This window comes from Clostridium algidicarnis (assembly GCF_000703125.1).
GTDB classification, from domain to species: Bacteria; Bacillota; Clostridia; order Clostridiales; family Clostridiaceae; genus Clostridium_L; species Clostridium_L algidicarnis.
Window position 1 is genome coordinate 1,296,112 of the sequence record NZ_JNLN01000001.1, and the last position, 20,642, is coordinate 1,316,753.

Here is a 20,642-nt window from a genome sequence, read left to right on the forward strand (position 1 = left end):
ATTATTATATTAATCATTCAATTGAAAGGGATAATCTTAAGAAAGTAGGGGAAAAGACAGTGTTTTGTAGATATATGGAGGAAATTAAAGGTGTAAATTTAAAGGTATAATAGGAATTATATAGAATATATTGAAGTATAGCCTTACAGCTATTTTCTATAAAAAAGGAAGGGGGTTAGGTGAACATTGAATTATATAATATATTAGTAAAATGAAATGGAGATAGAATTAATTATGAAAAAATACCTATTAAAATATAAGTTATCCTTATTTATATCAATTAATATGGTAATCGTATCCTCTGTGATAAATGTATTTCTTGCATTTGTATTCAAAAGCTTAATTGACGTAACAATTTCAGACGATCTTAATAAGTTTTATAAAGTAGCTATTTTTTCATTAGTGTTTATTATTTTAGGGTCTATAATTAATTGGCTTGCTAAAAAGATGAAATACTCATATATGAAAAAGACTCTAGTTTTCTTGAAAGATGATATCTTTAATACAATAATCAAAAAGGATATAGCTTCATTTACATCTGAAAATAGTGCTAGCTATATGTCTATTATTTCAAATGATTTAAAACTTATAGAAGCTGATTATTTTAAAAACATTTTTTCGTTAATTAAAAGCTTTACTTTATTCATTTTATCATTAATTTCATTATTTTTTTTAAGTTATAAAATAGCAATAATATTAATAATTCTTTCATTATTAACAATGATAATCCCCAAGTTTTATGAAAAAATGCTAAGTAAGTGTAAGAAAGATTATTCGGATAGTCTATCTGCTTTTACTATTAAGATTAAAGATATATTTACAGGTTTTGATGTTATTAAAAGTTTTAAAATTGAAGAAAAAATATGCGATGAATATTCAGCCATGAATAACCTTGTTGAAGATAATAATCTTAAATTTAAAAACATAAGTAATCGTGTAGAGCTAACCACCGAAATAGTTGGTGGGTTAATGTTTCTCTCTATATTTATAATAGGTTCTTATTTAACTATTAAAGGCGATTTAACATTAGGAACCATGGTTGCATGTATACAGTTAACTAATAATATCGTTTCTCCAATATATATGTGTATTGAGTATATCAGCAATATAAAATCGATAAAAGAAATAACAAATAAAATTTTAAATATAAATACAGAACCTGTCATTACAAATAAGTTTAAAGATAAAAAGGAATTTAAGGAAGAAATAGTTTTAAAGAATGTATCATTTGAATATAAAGAGAATAAACCTGTTCTTAAAAATATAAATCTAAAAATGGAAAAAGGTAAAAAATATGCTTTTGTAGGAATGAGTGGTTCAGGAAAATCTACAATCTTAAAATTATTATTAAAACAATATGAAGATTTCAAAGGATCTATATTAATAGATGATATAAATTTCAGTGAAATTAATAGATCTGATATTTATGATTTAATATCTATAATTCATCAAAATGTATTTTTGTTCGATAACACTGTTGAAAATAACATAACATTATTTACTGATTATCCTAAAGTTGAAATAAATTCAGCAATAAAGCTGTCTGGTCTTAATGATCTGATTGAAAATTTATCAAAGGGAGTTGAAAGTTTAGTTGGTGAAAATGGGAATCTTATTTCAGGAGGCGAAAAGCAAAGAATATCTATCGCTAGAGCATTAATCCGAAAAACCCCTATCTTAATTTTAGATGAAGCAATGGCGTCATTAGATAATGAAACGGCATATTCAATTGAGAATACTGTTTTAAATATGGAGAACATTACTGCCATAGTAGTTATGCATAGATTAACAGAAAACTTATTAAAAAAATATGATAAAATATTTACTTTGAAAAATGGCCAAATAATTGAAGAAGGAACTTTTGAAGAGTTAATTAATTTAAATGGTTATTTTTATAATTTATTTAGTATAGGTAAAGTGGATAATAATCAAGATAGCATAAAAAAAGAAAGCGATAATATGCTTGAAGTTTGAACTAACAAGACTTAAAATTAATTAATTTATACATTAGATATTAGATAAAAATTTCTACAGAATTTTTATAAATATTACTTTAAATAAAGGATGGTGAGTGAAATGAGTTCTATTACTAAAAAAACACAATTACAGGAGTGGGAAATGGAAGAGCTAAATGTTAATGAAATAGCTGAATTATCTGATGCTATATTAGCATGGTGTGGCTTTGCTTGTTCAGGTAAGGGAGAGCCTACAGATTAAATTATGATATAAAGTTTATAAATTATTTAATATAGGTAAAGTGGATAATAATTAAGATAGTACAAATAAAGAAAGCGATAATATGCTCGAAGTTTGAGCTAACAAAACTTAAAATTAATTAATTATGAGATTAATAGGGGCATAAATATAGAATGAATAAAGTTTATTTGAATAAAACTCATTTAAACATTTTAAAAACATTTTTTAATAAGAATTTAACATATGAAAAGTTTGCTATAGTATTATTTGATATTAATACTTATGAAAAAGAAACTAATTTTAATATAAAATATATAATTACGCCACCACCAAAAGCAATTATTGAATCTAATGATTTCATAATAAGGGTAGATCCTAGATTTTACAAATATTACATACGATATAGTAAAGAAAAGAAATTAGGATTTATATTGGCACATAATCATCCTGGTGGAATAATGAGTGATTTTTCTATAAGCGATAAGTGCACAGAAGAAAAGATTATAAAATTACTTTTGATTAATAATGAAATTAAATACCATGGTAGTATGGTATTCAATTTAGATACATTCAAAATAAGAATTTTGTGGAATAATGAGCTTTCAACTATAAACGAATTTATAATTAAAGATGATTACCAATATTTCCACCTAGAAAAGGTTGAAGACCAATATAAATACAGATAGAAAAGTTAATTTAATAATAGCTTATTTATTTTTTCTAAAAGTCACCTTTTAGTTTTTCAAGAAATTATATAAAACATTTTGTGATAGTTGAAACCGTCGAAGAAGCCAACGTAAACCAAGTTTCTACTACATTTTTCATGACAACCTTTTATTCTTGTTTAAAGGAAGTAATAATTATCGTAAAGCAAGGGTTAAACTTGCTAAAATCCATGAGAAAATAGCCAATCAGCGAATAGACTTTTTGCATAAAGAATCTTTAAAAATTATAAACGAAAACCAAGTTATAATTCTTGAAGACCTGAATGTGAAAAGCATGATGTAGAATGAAAATTTAGCACAGAGAATAAGTGATTGCAGTTGGTCAGCGTTCACAGTAGCAATATTTTTTTTGATCGTAAGTTTGAGTATTATTAAAACAAAAAATATGTAATATGAGGTTAAGAATAAGGAGGTAAACAAACTTGTATAAAACAAATTTGTTTACCTCTATTATTTTACATATTCAGTGATTAGGTCAGTAAAAAGAATACCTTCTAAATTTAACGTAATCTCTTTAATATACCCACTTGTAGCGTTGCTAAATCTGCACAATTTTTTGTGTGGTACATAGGGATTTACCATATCACTTGAGGTAAAATATGTTATAATATAATTAAAAAATAATCTGAAGTGGGTGAATAAAAGGTGAAAAAATATAGGCCTTTAAAGTTTATAAATATTATGTATTCTATATTTATACCTGGAATTATACTTACAATGTATATTGTGTATAAAGATATAAACAATATATGGGCTACTAGGTTTGTAATAGGGTACGCGGTTTTTATGATGCTATTTTTAGTTTATCTTGTGGGAAGTACTATTTTTAAACTTAGAGATTTAAAGTGGGAAGAAATAAAGGGAAGATTAATTAAGGTTTTCTTTATATTTATAAGTATGTGGGCAATGAATATTTTGCTTATGTATTTAATAAAGCGTGAAATAAACATATTACATAATGTAGAAATTCATATGGCTATGGCCTTTGGGATTATATTTTGGGATTTAGTGGCAGCACCTCAGAGGTGATGACAAATAAAGGAAGCACCTCTGAGGTGCTGTAAGATATTGCTAATTATTGAAAATGGATTGCATATTTTTTCCTACTGCTTTTAGAAGTTCTTTAGGTAGGTTTTCTACTTGTTCGCCAATCATAACGCCGTGTGGTTGTTTATACTCTTCATTCCATACAAAATTAAAAGTCTTTTCATTTGCTGTGTTGTTTTTTCCTATTTGAAATGCGTAGACTTCCACATTTTTAGATAATAATTCTTGTACAGCCTCTTTAGTTGAGCCTGGAAAACTTGAGGCACCATCTGTAACTTCAAAAACTATCTTTATTTGGTTTCCCTTTTTGAGTTCGTTTTCCTGTATGGATGTAATATTATTAGATATTTCCTTAAGGCATCTTGCATCATCGGTTGCTCCATCTGTTGCATCCAGCTTGACAATTGATCGGATTATATCGCTTTTTTCTTTTTCACTGACATCTTTATCGTTAAATTTTTTCACATTATAATATTTACTGCCAAAGAACCATGTTTCACTTAAAACTTCTATTTTTTGATTTAATTGTGTTGCATTACTTTTCAAATATCCATTAAAATCATCTATTGATAGCAATGTAACAGCTAAAGCCTTCCTTGCTGCCTGGATTTTTGACTCATCCATTGATCCGGAATTGTCTATTACAAAAGAAATTTCTATTCTGTGAGGTAAGGCGCCTGCCTTAGTTTCTAATAAGTATCTATTAAAAATCCGAAGGTTTTTATAATTTCCTTTTTTCTCACCTTCTACAAAGTCTGTATAAGAGCTAATGAAGCTGTCTACATCTAGTTTGCCTTTTATTTGATTATTCTTTTTTACACTTACCTCTTTTTTTGTATCACCAATTAACCTTTGCCAAAGTTTACGCATTTCTTCTCTTTCTGACTTCATTTTATTTGAGTAAAATTGAAATAATTGTTCATCGGTTTTGGTAATACCGTAAGGTTTTAAATCTGACTTGCCTTGTATAGTATTTTGCGCAGCTTCACTTATTTGATCTTGTTTATCTAGCATTTCTTCTAGAATATTTTCTTCTTCTTCCTTTGTAGATTCTAGTGAACTTGGAATCTCATCTTCTTTAGACATTTCAAAAGGATTTTCACTTCCTTTGACTTGTTCACCTTTTTCTTCTTTTGATTTATAAAATGTCATTTCATCAATTTCTTCTTTCCATAATTGTTCAAAGAGCGGAAAGATAAAAGAACGAATGAAGGGATCTCTTTCTACAATGCCCTGATTATCGTTTATTTGCCTAACCAAATGATAGTGAATAAAATCGAAAAGCGGCTGATTTAAAATTGTTTGATTAAAGGGATTTTCAGAACACTTTTCTATGGTTGGTATGGTTTTATATAATTCAATAATTAAAAAGCTGTTTGCAAATGCTCTGTGCCTTGGCATCTTAGAAATGGACTCAACTGTTTTACCAATTTGCTTCATATAGGAGACAATATTAAGAAAGTTTTGTTCATCCCTATAGATAGGACACATCTGCAAAACTCGCAAAAATGCTGTTTGTTTGTCTAGTAGATGTAATAAATCAAGAAGTTCTTTTCTTACATAATTTGAAATGATTTTAGGCTGATATGCAAGGTCTTTTTCTAGTCCTTCTTTTTTTATCCTAGCTAGAATATAGCTTGTCATGCCATCAATTTCTTTTTGCCAATCATATTTTCTACTTAGATAATTTTTAGTTTGCTTTTTCCAGTCAGGGTATAGGGCTAGCTCATAGTAAATATGCCACATGATTTCATTGTCGTTTAACTTTTCATCTAAAAAGCTTTCTAGTGGTAAGTATAAAACTCCATTAGAGGGGTTAAATACAAACCTTTCTAATTTCGGATCCGGAATATAAATCAAACTAGAATCACCTGTAAATGTAGCTAATGAGCGTTGTTCTTTTTGTAAAAATTCTTCATAATGTTTTTTAGCTTCTTCAATTAGAGTTTTTTCATCTATTTCAAACATATTAATTCCTCCTATCCATACAGTGGAAGATTAAACAAGTCTTCTTTGGTATCAATTCTATCTATGTCTAATAAATTTAAGTTTCCATCTACATCCATAAGCAAATATCTTGAAGTATCTAATGCTAAAACATTTGTAAAGAAGACATTTTCCATGGTGGTGTCTAAATTAAGATGCCAACTTCCAAAGTCTTCTTCAAATAAGTAGATGATTCCATCTTCACTTAAAATTACTGCTGTGCCTTTTTTTGATTGAATATCAAATAAATTACCTTTTAAATCATTTAACTGTGTTTTTATAAGTTTGGGTTCGGTATCTTCGGATAAAGATAGTATACCGATTTGACCATTATTCCCCATAACCATAAGGGAATTATTATCACCATCTCCAGTTTCTAAGCGTTTAATTTTTCTTATTTCCTCATTTAGAAAATTAAAGCTTTCTGTTATGGTGAGTTTGTTATTCTCATATTTAATAAAATATAATTGGCCTGTCTTCGTTCCAACTACAAAATAATTTCCGCTTAGCTTTTCAAGCACAGTCCAATTTGGAATGTTACAATAAATGTCTTTATGAAAGATCAAAGAGTATTCATCTTTTTCTTTTGTGAGTTCCAATAAGTTCAATCTTTCTTCTCCATTTTCTACTATGAATAAGCTGTCATTAATTGCAAGACATCTTCCAAAGTCATTAATACAACCATTTACTTCAAGGCTTTTTACCTTAATTTCTCCGTTTACATTAGGTATTTGATCAAAATTATCACTTGAAATAATGTAGAGACCACCTCTTACTCCAAAAAGCAAAATTTCTTTAGGACTTAACTTGTATAGATAGGAAACTGCTTCTTTTATTTCTTTAATAGGAAGAGTCCACTCTTGTTGAATTTGGGTACCATCATAAAAGGTATCTACAATATCTATATAAAAAAATTGGACGTTGCCATCTATACTACTTGTAATAAAAAGTTTTTCATTAATTCTAAGTGTACTTTTTAAAAATCCATTAAAGCTAGAAGCTCCTAGCTTTTTTATAGAATTTATTTTCATTGAAGTCTTTTTTGTATTATCTAAAGAAGTTCGGTAATAGGGAATTAATTCAGTTAATAAAGTTTCTTCCATTTGTGAAAGTTTAGTTAAATTATCTTCAAAATCATCATCTAAAATCCCAGTTACCATACACTCATTTAGTTTTTTCCTTAGGTCTTTAATTTGATTCTTAAAATAATCTCCATCTATGGATAAACTTTTTTTCATTATTATCCTCCATTATATTCTAGATAGTCAATTATATCTTTTGAATGTTCTAAGTGAGATAATTTTTGGTCTAGGTTTTGGAAGGTTTTTGCATCAACTTGAGATGGAGCATAAGTATTATCTTCAAGGCCATCTATCAATACTTTTGGTAAAGTTCTTCTTTCAGTTCCACCTCCAAATAGTAGGTGAACTACATCTAAATAGCTTAGGGCTTCTATTAATGGACGAACATAGTGGTATGGACGTGTACGAATTTCGTCATAGGTTGTAGTTGATTCTCCTATGCCCTTTGTTTCAATGTTCCACCCTTCATCTTTAGGAAAGAATCCAAAACGTACTGCTTGTGAGAGTATGTAGTTTTGGTCATCAGGATAAGTAATTGAACTAATAAAACCATCCCACAAAGCTTTGCTCAAATCCTTTTCTTCTCCTTGATTCCAGTTATCTAAAACATGCAATATGTTACGGATTGATAATACGGACTCCCTTAATTCAGGTTCATCCATTCCAAAATCCTTCTCAATCTCATTATCTTTCCACTTATTCATAAATACATTTTGAGTTACTCTGCATAATTGACAAAATCTAAATAATTGTTCTAATGTCCTTTTAGAATTAGGTATACGAATGTTACCACCTTTGTCAGCCAATCTTGCTATAATTATTCTAAAAAGCTCATTTTTTTCTGGGAATTGTTGGTTCTTTAATGATCCGGTTGTTTTTTGAGGTACATAATTGTATTCAATTGTTACAAAACGTGATTTAAAGGCAGGGTTTAACTCATTTGTACCTTCGTAATTAACCATTTGAGTTGATAAGTTCCCTGTACCGATAAATCCAAATCCGGGTTTAATCAAAACAGGACCAACTCCTGTAATGTAAGCAGTATCCCCAGCATGACGTTGCAAGATATCATTTAAAGCAATTAAATTTTGCATGGCAATTGTATTTAATTCGTCTACAATTACGGTGCGACCTTCTCTTACTGCAATTAAAATTTCTCTCTCTATTTTCTGAACTTCAGTACCAAAGGCACTATTATTTGCTACCAATAAATCAGAAAAACTCTTCCAAATTTGAATTTTAAGATTTAACTGTTCTTTACCTGTCATGGCATCTAGTCTTTCTTTGTGTTCATCCATCCATTTATAAAAGTCTTCTATAATCATATTTAAATAATCTATATAAGAACCTTCTGAAAAAGAGTGTTTAAGGGATAAAGTTTTCTCTACAAACATATCTTCATAAGTTAAATTATGTGATCCGGATATGAAAAGTGGTTGTAAAGATTCTATTTCTTCTTTATTTCCATTGATTAAAATGTTTTTATAATAAAGCTCTCTTTCCTTATTAAATTCTACAAATTTTTCAATAGCATCTTTTTCTGTAGAATTTTGATTTAAAGAAAACCAATCTTCCATTTTATGTTCTAAATCGCTTTGTATTTTATTTTCAATACTAAAACTTAAAGCAGCTTCAGTTGCAAGTTGTGTTTTTCCACTGCCCAAATGTCCTACAATGTATACAGGAACACCTAAGTTTAATGAATCTATTACTTTTTGTTTTGCATTAACCACATAAGGAACAGTTACCAATCGTTGTTGGTGTTGGCTTTCTATATCACTTATTAATTGGCGTTTATAATAAAACTCCCATGCTTCTGGAGAACCTTTTATAAGCTTTTCAAGCTGACCTTCTAATTTTTCTATGAAATCAACGTGATATCTTGTAGCTGAATTACTTCCATATTGATTAGAACTATTATTTTCTATACTTACCCGTCTTTCAAAACGGAGAAAAAATCTTTCATATTTGATTAAGTTTTCAATTTCCTCGATCTGCTTTCCCTTATTTGAAGTTTCCTCTTCTACGTAAGCTTTATATTTTTTGTAATAAACATTATCCTTTTTAGAATCAGAAGTAATTTTATAATCATCTTTTTCAAGTTTTCGAAAGGTTTTAAAAAAGGATCCTTGCTTTTTTACTTGTTCAATATTTTCATGTTCGGATGATTCAAGGGCTTCCTTTCGTAAATCATCTTCATATAAACTCTGTATTTCTTCTATAGTTGGTATATAAACTTTCTTAAAATCTTTTTGCTCTTTCACAGAAGTTTCCTCCTTTATGTAATCTATATATCATAATTACAATATACTAGCTTTATAAAATCTATATATCATAATTACAATATATTAGATGTTAATATAATATATAAATGCCTAAAATTTTAAAACCCCGATTTTTTTGAAATTCGGGATTTTAAAAAATCGGGACTTTAATCAAATTATATAATTGGAAATCTTATTATAGAACTCCATATTCTTTTAATAAGTCTTCAATTTCTGTTCCTGCTATTTGTTTTGCAATTTTACGTCTAGTTAGTGGTGGTAAATCAAGTTTTGGCTTCTCACCATCTAGTAAACTTACACCTGCATTTAATAAATATCTGATATCATATCTAGAACCATATACTTCAGGAACACCTTTTTCAACTCCAGTTAATACATATACGGCTTCCATTGCTGTACGTCCTGAATATTCTATAGTAAATACAGTATCACGGCCTGGCTTGTCTAATGTTTCAGCAAATTGTCCAAGGAAGGCAAAGTTTACTCCATTCTTTGGTACAACAAAAGGACGGTCACCAGCCTCACGAGGCATAAATTGAGATGTTATATATGGCATCATAACAGGAATTGCAGTACAACTTTCTGCTAATTCTTCAATTTCGGATGTAGGAACTCCTATATGATACAACCATTCTTTTGTAATTTCCTTACCAGTACAATCTCTTAAAGGTTTTTTAATGTAGTTTCCAGGAACATCAGAAAATAAACCATATACCCAGAAAACAACGTCTTTTTCAGGTTGTCCATAATATTGTTCTTGACGATTTACAGTCCAGCTCATCAACCATGAAGAGTCAATAGCTGTAATTATACCGCCTGTTACAGTGCGTCCGCCATATGGAGAACGTTTTGTGATTTTTTCAATATATTTAGGAACACGTTCATCATGAGAAGTTATTGTACAAGATTCCCAACTGGATTTTTCTGGGTCTGTACAGAATTTATCTGGATTTCCAAATTCAGAAGATTGAGCTGCTATATTTCTCCATAGCTCCCAACATCCCTTTGCTTCTTTGTTAAATGGAGCAGGAGAATTGTCGCTTCCATATCCAGAACCTTCAGTCATGGAACCATTAGTTATAAATACTAAGTCTTTTTCTGTTAAGTCAATAGAAAGATTTTTCCCGTTTTTATCTGTTGCATCTATTCTTTTTGCAACTTTTTTATCATCTGAAATTGCGAATTCAACGTTATTTACAGTAACTCCATATTGGAATTTAGCATTATGGTCTTCCAAATATTTAATCATAGGTTTTACGAAAGAAGTGTATTGATCATGTCTTGAAAATTGTAAAGCTGAAAGATCAGGTAAGCCTCCAACGTGATGAATGAAACGATTCATATATAATTTCATCTCTAAAGCACTATGCCAGTTTTCAAAAGCAAACATTGTTCTCCAATATGTCCAAAAATCACTGTTTAAAAGATCTTCAGAAAAAATTTCTTCTATACCTTTATTTTCAAGTTCGTGATCTGACATTGTTACAAACGCAGCTAATTCTTTTGCTAGGTCTTGACCTAAATTAAATTTCCCGTCATCATAGCGAACACCTTGCTTTTCAGTAATACGGCAATTGCTAGAGTTTGGATCATCGTAGTTTGTATAATAAAAGTGATCTAAAACACTCATGCTAGGATCTTCTGTAGATGGTAATGAACTAAATAAGCTCCATAAAACCTCGAAATGATGTCCCATTTCACGCCCACCACGTGCTACATAACCCATGTTTTGACGAATTTCACCATCTAGTGACCCACCTGGAATATCTAATTGTTCTAAGAAAGTAATTTTACTTCCATCCATGTGAGCATCGCGAATCAAAAAGCAACCAGCAGCTAAAGCACCAATTCCTGTACCAACTAAGTAAGCCTTTTTGTCTTCGATTCCTTTAGGTTTTCTTGCATTAACTAAAGAATGGTAAGTCCCGTTTGTAAGTGTAAGCCTATCATCATAAGTTTTTAATTTCATTTAATCTCCTTCTTTCCTAATTTTAAATAGTTTTAAATTCTATTGTTATATTTAGATTACTTCTAGGGATATTTAATAGTATATACTTAAACCACTGAAATGTAAATATCAAAATGCATATTTTTTAGAATCTCAAAATGCATAATAATTGGAATTGATTGGTTTTGAATAATCAAGTAAATCTAATTTATATTTTAATTTATTTTCAAAAACACTGCTATTTATTGATAGTAAGTTTTGTAATAGAAATGATAAAAACAGCCTATAATCCTTAGTAATGAGGGATTATAAGCTGTTTAATTTATAATAAGATCTGAGATATATTATATTTTTTTTGGTAGGAAGAAAGTTACAAAAGTATATTCATTGGCGGTAGCGGATTTAAATAACTCTTTTCTTTTAAATATCTAACTACTGGTATTTCATGTGTTACCTGTGAAATTTCATTATTTATTTCATCATTGAATTTTGTAACAATAGTATTAAGATCATCAAAGGTATCAAATTTTTTATTATATGGATTTAGTTTGTTAATTAGCTTGTCAAAAGTTTCTGGCTTCTCTTTTATATCAGGCATATATGGGTTAAATGCAATAACTTCAAAACCAGCATTTTTTGAAAAACGTTCAAAATTCTCATGGATAGCTACATTTTCAAAGGTTGTTTTACGTCTATTAACAACAGCTGGAATGTTATCAATTATGATTTCTTTAGGAACACCCTCAAAATATTTAAAGCTTTCTATAAGGCATTGGAGTAAGGTTTTTTGAGTTTTATCTGTGGTTAACTTTATATATCTTAATCTTGAATAACCCAAAAGTATTAAGAAAACATTAATATTAAATATTTCACCTTCACTATTAATCATAGTTAAAGTTTCCTTACAATCCACCTTTGCTTGTAACCCTAGACCCTTATCAAATCTCATGGTTGCCCTTTGCAATTGCTCACTTTTATAGTTTTTAATGAAATTATTTACAGTGTGATAACCACCATCATACCCCTTTTGTTGTATATATTTAAATATTGACATTGAATTTGAACCTAAAGTATCCACTTTGTCAATAATCTTTTCTTTAAAATCATCAATTTTACTTTTGATTTCTCTTGGCTTTCTTGATTCAGTGTTCGGATCCTTAATATATCTTTCTATTGTTCGTGGATCACAATTTAGTCGTCTAGCAAGTTCACTTTTGTTTAATAATTCTAGCTCATCTTTAATTAATTCTAAATAGTTCAATACATCATTACGCATAATATCCCTCCTGACATCATATCTTTAGAAATATTATATAGAAAAAATGAATAAATTCATGTGTCATTAAGCTATAATTTTTCTATACTTTTACTTTAATATTTACAAATTTTAAACTTACCTACCAAATATGTTTGTAAATATTAATCTTATAATATATTAACCCATGGAGAGAGAAAAGGCAATATTGACAGTGGAAATTAGATGTAATATACTCTAAAAGAGAACGGAGGTTTTTTTATGCAATATTTAAAGGATCATGTTAGAAACAGTATAAAGGAAGAAGCCTTGAAGGAATTTAACAAAAAGGGCTACAAGGGTGCTTCTGTAAGGCGTATAGCTAAAAACTCTAATACATCTGTTGGTAATATATATAAGTATTTTGATAGTAAAGAAGCTTTATATGAAAACCTCATAGAGCCAGTTTATGATAGAGTTATGGATTACATAAATCAATTTCAAAAAGTTGAACTTAATGATAAGGCGGAAGATGTCTTTTATCAGCTTATGGAAAAGATTATGGAAATATTTAATTATAATAGTATAGAACTTTCTATCCTTCTTAATAAAAGTCAAGGTTCTAAGTATGAACATTGTAAGGGAACCTTTGTAGATTTTATAACTAGAATAGTTACAGAAAATGTGTCTTATCAGTTATCTACTAAAGGAAAGAGGCTTAAGGACAACTTTCTTATTTATATAATTTCAAATAGTTTAGTTGAGAGTATTTCTATAATATTGGAAGAAAGACAAGAGGGAGCAGAAGTTCGTAAACTAATACTTAGTATAATAGAAATCTTTTATGATGATATTTTAGATAAATTGGAAAGTGAAGATATAAATTAAGTATCAGCATATAAATTAAGTACATAATTTGAAAATCAAATAGAAAACATATAAGTTTAAGCTAGATAAGATAGGGATAGGGATAGGGAAATATGAATTAATAACTTGGATATCAAGTGATTATTAGACTCATGTGGAGTTTACTTATAAGGAATACATCTCTCCATCTGAGTCTTAGAAGAACTTATCCAGGGGCGTAGCAGCCGTCATTCCCCACCTTGAAGAGGATAGGGGTGTTACGGATGGTAGCCATCGGATAAAAGAGAACCGCAGTTCATGAATTTAAAAATAACATTATATAGAGGGGAGAAAGATATAAAATGAGAGATTTTATAGAATTAAAAAATGTAAAGAAGAGTTATACCATGGGCGAAGTGATTATTAAAGCAGTAGATGATGTTTCATTTTCCATAGATAAGGGTGAAGTTGTTATTGTTCTTGGAGCTAGTGGTGCTGGTAAGTCTACTATACTTAATCTTCTTGGAGGCATGGACATGGTAACGGATGGAAGTATATTTGTAGATGGAAATGAGATAAGCAAATATGACAAAAAAAACCTTACCAAATATAGACGTGAAGATATAGGGTTTGTATTTCAATTTTATAATTTAATTCAAAACTTAAATGCACTGGAAAATGTAGAATTGGCGGTTGAAATATGCAAAAAACCAATGGATCCAATAGAAGTACTTAAAAGTGTAGGACTTGAAGATAGGGTATATAACTTTCCGTCACAGCTTTCAGGTGGGGAACAGCAAAGAGTATCTATAGCAAGGGCGCTTGCAAAAAATCCAAAGCTTCTTCTTTGTGATGAGCCTACAGGAGCTTTAGATTATAATACAGGAAAATCAATACTTAGAATCTTATATGACACATCAAAAAAATATAACATGACTGTTATTATAATCACCCATAACTCAGCTATAGCGCCAATTGCAGATAAGGTTATAACTGTAAAAAGTGGCAAGGTACAAGATGTAAAGATAAATGCAAATCCTGTATCAATAGAAAGTATAGAGTGGTAATTATGAAGAAAACATTTTTAAAAAATTTAGGCAGGGATATAAGAAAGACTCGTTCAAGATTTTTGTCAATAGTTATAATTATTGCAGTTGGAGTATCATTTTACGCAGGGGTTAGAGCTACAAGTCCAGATATGAAACTATCAGCAGATCGTTATTTTAATGAAAATAATCTTATGGATTTTAAATTGATTTCTACACTGGGACTTACTAAAGATGATGTAGATGAAGTGGAAAAACAAAGTGGTGTGACAAAGGCTGTAGGCGCTTATTCATTAGATGGTGTAATTGAAAAGGACAATAGGTCTTTAGTTATAAATATAAATTCATTGCAAGATTCAGGTGGCATAAATGATGTAAATGTAGTTAGTGGAAGAAGGCCTGAAAATAACAATGAAGCTATAGTTGAGGATAAATTTTTAAAAGCAAATAATCTAGAGATAGGAAGTAAAATTGTTGTAGAGTCTGGCAGTAATAATGATATAGGTGATAGCTTAAAAAATAATGAATTTGAAATCGTAGGTACTGCGGATTCGCCCTTATATATATCACTTCAAAGGCAACTTAGCTCTGTTGGAAATGGATCTGTAAAAGGGTTTATTTATATATTAGAAGACGTATTTAAAAGCGAAGTTTACACCGAAGTATATGTAAGAACTGATAATAATCAGTCGAAAAATAGCCTTCTTTATAATGAAAAATATAAAGAAGAAAGTCAAATCATAGAAGAAAGTCTTAAGACACTTGGAGTTAAAAGAGGTGGACTTAGGTATGATGAGATTTTAGAAACCGGGAATACCAAGATAAATGAAGCAGAGGAAGAATTAAATGCATCAAAAAAGGAAGCAGAAGATAAGTTTAAAGATGGATATGATAAATTACAAAATGAAAAAGATAAGATAAGTGAAGGTGAAGAGGAACTTAAAAAAAGTGAAGATATTTTTAATAAAGAAATGGAAGATGGAGAAAATAAAATAAAATCAGCCAATGTAGAATTAACTTCTGGTAAGAATCAGCTGAAGTTAAAGGCACAAGAAGTTGAAGAGGGAAAGCTTCAAATTAAAGAGGCTAAATCTAAACTTTATAATAGTGAAAATCAAATAATTTCAGGAAAAGGTGAGGCTGCAAGTAATATTTCATCGGCAATACTAGGTAGGGTAGCATTAGCAAAAGCGCAGCTAGATTCTGATCCTAATAATCCAGAATTTTTAGCAGAATATAACCTTATAAATGATATTTATCAAAATAATATTAAGGGTAAAGACTTTGATAATATGTACAATTCTCTAAAAGATAATAATAATTTAGATAAGATAAGTTATTATTTCAATATAGAAGAAACAAAAGCTAATTTTGATAATGCAGCTCTTAAGATATCTATAGGAAAAAAAGAGGTAGATGCTAAAGAGGATTTACTTCAAAAAGGAGAGAAGGAAATTGAATCTGGTAGAAAATATATTGAAGAAAATGAGAAAAAGTTAAGTGATTCAGAAGTTCAGCTAAATAAAGGTAGAGAAGAAGGCTTAAAGAAGCTAAATGAAGGAAAAGATAAATTAAAACAAGGCCAAAAGGCAATTAATGAAAAACTTGAAAAATTAAGGATAGAAGAGGAAAATGCCAATAAAAAAATTAAAGAAGGCCAAGAAAAGATTGATAAAAATAGATATGACCTTAATCATATGAAAGATCCAGAGTGGTATGTTCTTGGAAGATCCACCAATGTTGGGTATGAGACCTATAGGCAAGATAGCGATAGAATGGACAACATAGGAAGGGTATTCCCCCTTATATTTTTCTTGGTGGCAGCCTTAGTTAGTTTAACCACCATGACAAGGATGGTTCAGGAAAAAAGAATAGAAATAGGTACATTTAAAGCTCTAGGATATTCAATAACATCAATAGTATCTCATTATCTTATATATTCACTTGCGGCAAGCCTTGTAGGTATCGCTGTTGGCATAAGTTTTGGATTCACATTATTTCCAAAGCTTATAATCAAAGCTTATGGATCACTATATACAATTCCCTATGTGTTAACACCATTTAATGTGGGACTTGCAGTAAAGTCAGGGATTATAGTGATATTATTTATATCAATATCTGTAATAGCAGCAACCTTAGGCGAATTAAAAGAGGTACCAGCATCTTTGATGAGACCAAAGGCACCTAAATCAGGGAAGGTTATATTGCTTGAACGAGTAAACTTTTTGTGGAAAAGGCTAAGTTTCACTAAAAAGGTTACAGCAAGAAATGTATTTAGATATAAACAAAGACTTTTCATGACAGTCATAGGTGTAGCTGCTTGTACTGGCCTTATGATAACTGGATTTGGTATTAGAGAAGGTATAGTAGGATCTACAGAAAATCAATTTAATAAGATTTATAAATATGATGTGCAATCCAATCTTACAAGTAATATAAATGAAGATGAAAAAGACGAAATGAAAGATAAGATCATAGAAGATTCTAATATAAAATCTGTACTTTTTAGTTTTTCAAAAAATGGAACAGTGAAGGAAAAAAATCCTGAAAGTGAAGATGTTTATATAGTAGTTCCTGAAAATGCTGAAGACATCAATAGTTATATAAATCTTACAATGAAGGAAAAAGATTTAAATCTTGATGATGAGGGCGTAATTATAACTGAAAAACTTTCAAAAATTATGGGGAAAAATGTAGGAGATAGCTTTAAAATAGTCATTGATGATACAACTATAGAAGCTAAAATATCGGGGATAACTGAGCATTATGTTATGCATTATATTTACATGAGCCCTAAATATTATGAAAAGGTAACAGGAGGAAGTTTGAAATTTAATGGCTTTTATGGATTATTACAAAACACTGAAATTCATGTAGAGGATGATACCTCAAAACTTCTAACAAAAATCAATGGAGTGAATTCTATAAGCTTTAAAAATAATATTCAACTTAATTATGATGAAAGCGTAAAGAGTATAAATGCCGTGGTCTTAGTTCTTATAGTATCAGCAGGAGTACTAGCCTTTGTTGTAATATATAACCTAACAAATATAAATATTAATGAAAGAAGACGAGAACTTGCAACCATAAAGCTTCTAGGATTTTATAATAAAGAACTTGCTTCCTATATATACAGGGAAAATGTTATATTAACAGCTATAGGAAGTTTAACAGGTATAGGCCTTGGGGTACTTTTAAATAACTTTGTAATAATAAGTGCAGAAACCAATATACTAATGTTCATAAGAAAAGTTCCACCAATTTATTTCCTATATTCAGTAGGGCTTACAATGATATTTTCCATAATCGTAAACCTTGCAATGTATAAAAAGTTCGACAAGATAGACATGATAGAATCACTAAAAAGCGCAGAATAACAAAAAAAAGGAAGCACCTCAGGGGTGCTTCCTTTTTTATCCTTTTACATAGTAGTGTTTTCTTGCTATTTTTCTATTATTATTTCTGAAGAAATTCTAGGTGCATTTTTCAAGCTATCACATACAGGACATGTCTCTTCAATAAACTGAACAAACTTTTCGATGTCTTCTCTTGAAGAAGTTGATTTTATGTATATGTTACTTTTTATTGCTTGAAACCCAATTTTCACATCTTTATTCTTTCCTTGGAATCCATCAGGATCTAAGTCGCCTTCAAGTTCTATCCAAAATTCTTGAAGATCTATTTTTTTTAGTTTAGCAAAACATTTAGCAACTATGCATTGGCAGGCTCCAAGAGAACACAATAATGCTTCTACAGGATTCATACCAGCATCTGATCCACCTAAGGATTGAGGCTCGTCCATTATTATTTTGTGGTTTCTAGCTGAACATTCAATTTTAAGTCCATCTGTTAATTTAGTTGTACTTTTAAAAACTTCTACTGCCATTTTTATACCCCCTGTATAATATTATTTGTAATAAATTATTTGCTTTTGTAAATGTATACAACTACAGTATAAGCTTGTTAAAGAATTAGTCAACTTCTAAATAACTAAATAATAGTATAATTAAATAAAATTTTAACATTTTGCTAGAGGGATTTTAAATGATTAAGTCAAGGTAGATTTTAAATACTGATACAACTTGATATGTAGATTATAAAATTCATATAATGGGTTAGTAATAATAATTCTACGGGGGGGGAAAAGACATGAAGAGAGTATTATCATTAGTTATGTCCATTTTAATTATGGTTCCACTAATGGCTGGATGTGGAACTAAAAATAAAAAGGCTGAGGTTATTGAAAAAGATAATAAAGAACAAGTGGAAAAAAAGAAGGATGAGGATAAAAAGGAGGAAACTGATTCAAACTTAAATGCTTCTAATTTGGATACTATTAATAATATAGCGGTGGTACCTAGCCTAGGAGATACATATGGCTCATCTTTAATAAATAAAAATTATTCTAATGACAAAAAAACATATAAAAAATATATAAAAGGTAATGATAAAGTGAATGGAATTGTTAAGAACAATGCCCTACCAGAAATCTTACCTACGGATTTAAATACATATATAAGTAAAAAGGAAAATTTTAAGTTAAACGATAACTCAGAAACTAAATTAGAGGTTAAGTCGGAGACTAAAATAGAAAGTAAACCAGAATCTAAGTCAGAAGTTAACCCAGATACTAAAAGCGAGATTGAGCCAGAAGTTAAGCTAGATCCTAAAATAGACACCGAGTCAGAAGTTAAACTAGAATCTGAACAAGAGGTTAATCCAGAGACTAAGCCTGAGGTTAAGCCAGAAAAAGAAGATAAAATAGTAAGTATACCAGATAAAAAGTTAAAGCAAGTTATAAACTACACTTTAGGAAAAGATAGAAAAGTTGATCAAGAAATTACTAAAGAAGATATGAAGTCAATTACAGAAATTAACGGTGATAAAGCAATAAGTTATCTGCCAAGAGAAGAATGGATAGAATACATGTCACACGATAGAGGAATTAGAAGCATAGAGGGATTACAATATGCTATAAATCTTGAGAGATTAGATCTAAGTGAAAATGGAATAAAAGATTTAAAGCCATTAACAAATTTGAAAAACCTTACATATATAGAACTAGACAGGAATATGCTAGGGGATTTAACTCCATTATCTAGTTTAACGAATTTAATACACCTAAATATATATAATAACGATCAGATAGATGATATGACAGCTATATCTAATCTTAAAAATTTAGAATGGTTAGATTTACATTGGTGCAATCGTGGTAAAAGAAAGGTTAATGTTGAACCACTTGGAAATATTACAACTTTAAAAATGTTGAACCTTGAAAGTAATTTAATTGAAGATATAAGTTTTGCAAAAAGATTAACTAATGTACAAGTAATTGGTGTTGGAGCCAACCACCTAGTAGACATGACGCCACTTTCAGATATGATTAATAGAATTTATAAAGATGGTGAATATGTAGATGAAGAGGAAACTTATGTTGGTATGCTAGTACAAGATCTTAAAGATCCTATTAATATAAAGAAGGATTATAAAAAGTTTATTTATGAAATACCTGATCCAGTAAAAGGGTTAGATGAGTATATAAGAAGCAATGGAATCACACCAGCAGTAGAATTTCTAAGTGGAGAAGAAAATGAGAATATAGGGATAAACTATAACGAGGACACAAAAAACATAGAAGTAACAGTTAAGGGAAATCTAGAAGAAAAACAAAGAAATATAAATACTAAAATTATTCTAGGATATGAAAAGTATAGCTTAACTATTAAATTAAATATTACTCAAGAAGCGTCAAATAACAAAAAGGATAGAAGTGAAGAGTCAGCGAATCAGGCAAGAGAGGCTGTAAATAAAGCAGTTAATGTAAAGGACATAAATGAAGATAACTTAGATGAAGCAAGGAATTTATTAAAACTTGCACAGGAGGCTGTAGAAATTGCAAAAAGAATAGATTCTAAATTTGATGATAATAATGTAGAGTCAAGAAGATTAGAGGAATTTAATTCTAGAATAAAAGAAAAAGAAATGAATATAGCAGAAAAAAAGAAATTAGAAACAATAAAAGCTGTAGATGAAGCATTTGTATTAAAAGATGGATTAAATAAAGGTAATTTGCAAAAAGCGGAAGGTATGCTCAGTTTTGCAAGATATAAATTACGAGTAGTAAAGGAATTAGACAAAGAGTTTGATAAAGATTTTAATCTAGCAAATAAACTAACTGAACTTGAAAATGCCATAAAAGATTGGAAGAAAGTAAACCTATAGTAATTCTAAATGATTAAGGAAA

15 protein-coding genes are annotated in these 20,642 nt (G+C 29.3%); 9 read left to right on the top strand and 6 right to left on the bottom strand.

Annotation, left to right across the window (positions count from 1 at the left end; all coding sequences use genetic code 11):
- Positions 1 to 234 precede the first annotated feature (234 nt).
- The 5 genes from BV55_RS0106470 (at position 235) to BV55_RS0106485 (ending at position 3,950) form a co-directional block, all read left to right on the top strand.
- A complete protein-coding gene (locus BV55_RS0106470) occupies positions 235 to 1,974 on the top strand; it encodes an ABC transporter ATP-binding protein (protein WP_029452004.1) in 1,740 nt (579 codons plus the stop codon).
- A 102-nt stretch (positions 1,975 to 2,076) separates the two neighbouring features.
- The gene (locus tag BV55_RS15545) at positions 2,077 to 2,217 is read left to right on the top strand and encodes a hypothetical protein (protein ID WP_157469617.1); all 141 of its coding nucleotides are present in this window, start codon (positions 2,077 to 2,079) and stop codon (positions 2,215 to 2,217) included.
- Between the two features lie 152 nt (positions 2,218 to 2,369).
- The gene (locus BV55_RS0106480; protein ID WP_029452005.1) at positions 2,370 to 2,882 is read left to right on the top strand and encodes a hypothetical protein; all 513 of its coding nucleotides are present in this window, start codon (positions 2,370 to 2,372) and stop codon (positions 2,880 to 2,882) included.
- A gap of 154 nt (positions 2,883 to 3,036) precedes the next feature.
- Entirely contained in the window at positions 3,037 to 3,204 is a 168-nt protein-coding gene (locus BV55_RS15315) for a transposase (protein WP_423752102.1), read from the top strand.
- 362 nt (positions 3,205 to 3,566) lie between these two features.
- Entirely contained in the window at positions 3,567 to 3,950 is a 384-nt protein-coding gene (locus BV55_RS0106485; protein WP_029452006.1) for a hypothetical protein, read from the top strand.
- A gap of 42 nt (positions 3,951 to 3,992) precedes the next feature.
- Here BV55_RS0106485 and BV55_RS0106490 read toward each other — a convergent pair whose 3' ends face one another.
- The 5 genes from BV55_RS0106490 to istA form a co-directional block, all read right to left on the bottom strand.
- Positions 3,993 to 5,936: a vWA domain-containing protein gene (locus BV55_RS0106490; RefSeq protein WP_029452007.1), complete on the bottom strand. Its 1,944-nt coding sequence runs from the start codon at positions 5,934 to 5,936 to the stop codon at positions 3,993 to 3,995.
- An 11-nt stretch (positions 5,937 to 5,947) separates the two neighbouring features.
- Entirely contained in the window at positions 5,948 to 7,192 is a 1,245-nt protein-coding gene (locus tag BV55_RS0106495; protein WP_029452008.1) for a hypothetical protein, read from the bottom strand.
- 2 nt (positions 7,193 to 7,194) lie between these two features.
- A complete protein-coding gene (locus tag BV55_RS0106500; RefSeq protein ID WP_029452009.1) occupies positions 7,195 to 9,300 on the bottom strand; it encodes a P-loop NTPase family protein in 2,106 nt (701 codons plus the stop codon).
- A 196-nt stretch (positions 9,301 to 9,496) separates the two neighbouring features.
- Positions 9,497 to 11,290 carry an oleate hydratase gene (locus BV55_RS0106505; RefSeq protein WP_029452010.1) on the bottom strand — a complete coding sequence of 598 codons (1,794 nt, stop codon included), beginning with the start codon at positions 11,288 to 11,290 and terminating at the stop codon, positions 9,497 to 9,499.
- A 349-nt stretch (positions 11,291 to 11,639) separates the two neighbouring features.
- On the bottom strand, positions 11,640 to 12,545 hold the full coding sequence (gene istA, locus BV55_RS0106510) for an IS21 family transposase (protein WP_051652422.1): 906 nt from the start codon (positions 12,543 to 12,545) through the stop codon (positions 11,640 to 11,642).
- 240 nt (positions 12,546 to 12,785) lie between these two features.
- On the opposite strand from istA, the gene BV55_RS0106515 reads away from it, so the two are divergent.
- From BV55_RS0106515 to BV55_RS0106525, 3 genes are all read left to right on the top strand, one after another.
- Positions 12,786 to 13,391: a TetR/AcrR family transcriptional regulator gene (locus BV55_RS0106515; protein WP_029452013.1), complete on the top strand. Its 606-nt coding sequence runs from the start codon at positions 12,786 to 12,788 to the stop codon at positions 13,389 to 13,391.
- 320 nt (positions 13,392 to 13,711) lie between these two features.
- Complete coding sequence (locus BV55_RS0106520; RefSeq protein ID WP_029452014.1) at positions 13,712 to 14,416, top strand: ABC transporter ATP-binding protein; 705 nt, start codon at positions 13,712 to 13,714, stop codon at positions 14,414 to 14,416.
- 2 nt (positions 14,417 to 14,418) lie between these two features.
- Complete coding sequence (locus BV55_RS0106525; RefSeq protein ID WP_029452015.1) at positions 14,419 to 17,772, top strand: FtsX-like permease family protein; 3,354 nt, start codon at positions 14,419 to 14,421, stop codon at positions 17,770 to 17,772.
- A 65-nt stretch (positions 17,773 to 17,837) separates the two neighbouring features.
- Here the strand turns inward: BV55_RS0106525 and BV55_RS0106530 are convergent, their stop codons facing one another.
- A complete protein-coding gene (locus tag BV55_RS0106530) occupies positions 17,838 to 18,281 on the bottom strand; it encodes an OsmC family protein (protein ID WP_029452016.1) in 444 nt (147 codons plus the stop codon).
- 263 nt (positions 18,282 to 18,544) lie between these two features.
- Between BV55_RS0106530 and BV55_RS0106535 the strand changes: the two genes are divergently transcribed.
- The gene (locus BV55_RS0106535) at positions 18,545 to 20,620 is read left to right on the top strand and encodes a leucine-rich repeat domain-containing protein (RefSeq protein ID WP_029452017.1); all 2,076 of its coding nucleotides are present in this window, start codon (positions 18,545 to 18,547) and stop codon (positions 20,618 to 20,620) included.
- The last annotated feature ends 22 nt before the right edge of the window (positions 20,621 to 20,642 follow it).

Bases quoted from the DNA above. Each gene is read 5' to 3' on its own strand.
- BV55_RS0106535 (WP_029452017.1), top strand. From the start codon at position 18,545: ATGAAGAGAGTATTATCATTAGTTATGTCCATTTTAATTATGGTTCCA.
- BV55_RS15545 (WP_157469617.1), top strand. From the start codon at position 2,077: ATGAGTTCTATTACTAAAAAAACACAATTACAGGAGTGGGAAATGGAA.
- BV55_RS0106505 (WP_029452010.1), bottom strand. From the start codon at position 11,290: ATGAAATTAAAAACTTATGATGATAGGCTTACACTTACAAACGGGACT.
- BV55_RS0106470 (WP_029452004.1), top strand. From the start codon at position 235: ATGAAAAAATACCTATTAAAATATAAGTTATCCTTATTTATATCAATT.
- BV55_RS0106490 (WP_029452007.1), bottom strand. From the start codon at position 5,936: ATGTTTGAAATAGATGAAAAAACTCTAATTGAAGAAGCTAAAAAACAT.
- BV55_RS0106495 (WP_029452008.1), bottom strand. From the start codon at position 7,192: ATGAAAAAAAGTTTATCCATAGATGGAGATTATTTTAAGAATCAAATT.
- BV55_RS0106515 (WP_029452013.1), top strand. From the start codon at position 12,786: ATGCAATATTTAAAGGATCATGTTAGAAACAGTATAAAGGAAGAAGCC.
- BV55_RS0106480 (WP_029452005.1), top strand. From the start codon at position 2,370: ATGAATAAAGTTTATTTGAATAAAACTCATTTAAACATTTTAAAAACA.
- BV55_RS0106520 (WP_029452014.1), top strand. From the start codon at position 13,712: ATGAGAGATTTTATAGAATTAAAAAATGTAAAGAAGAGTTATACCATG.
- BV55_RS0106525 (WP_029452015.1), top strand. From the start codon at position 14,419: ATGAAGAAAACATTTTTAAAAAATTTAGGCAGGGATATAAGAAAGACT.
- istA (WP_051652422.1), bottom strand. From the start codon at position 12,545: ATGCGTAATGATGTATTGAACTATTTAGAATTAATTAAAGATGAGCTA.
- BV55_RS0106530 (WP_029452016.1), bottom strand. From the start codon at position 18,281: ATGGCAGTAGAAGTTTTTAAAAGTACAACTAAATTAACAGATGGACTT.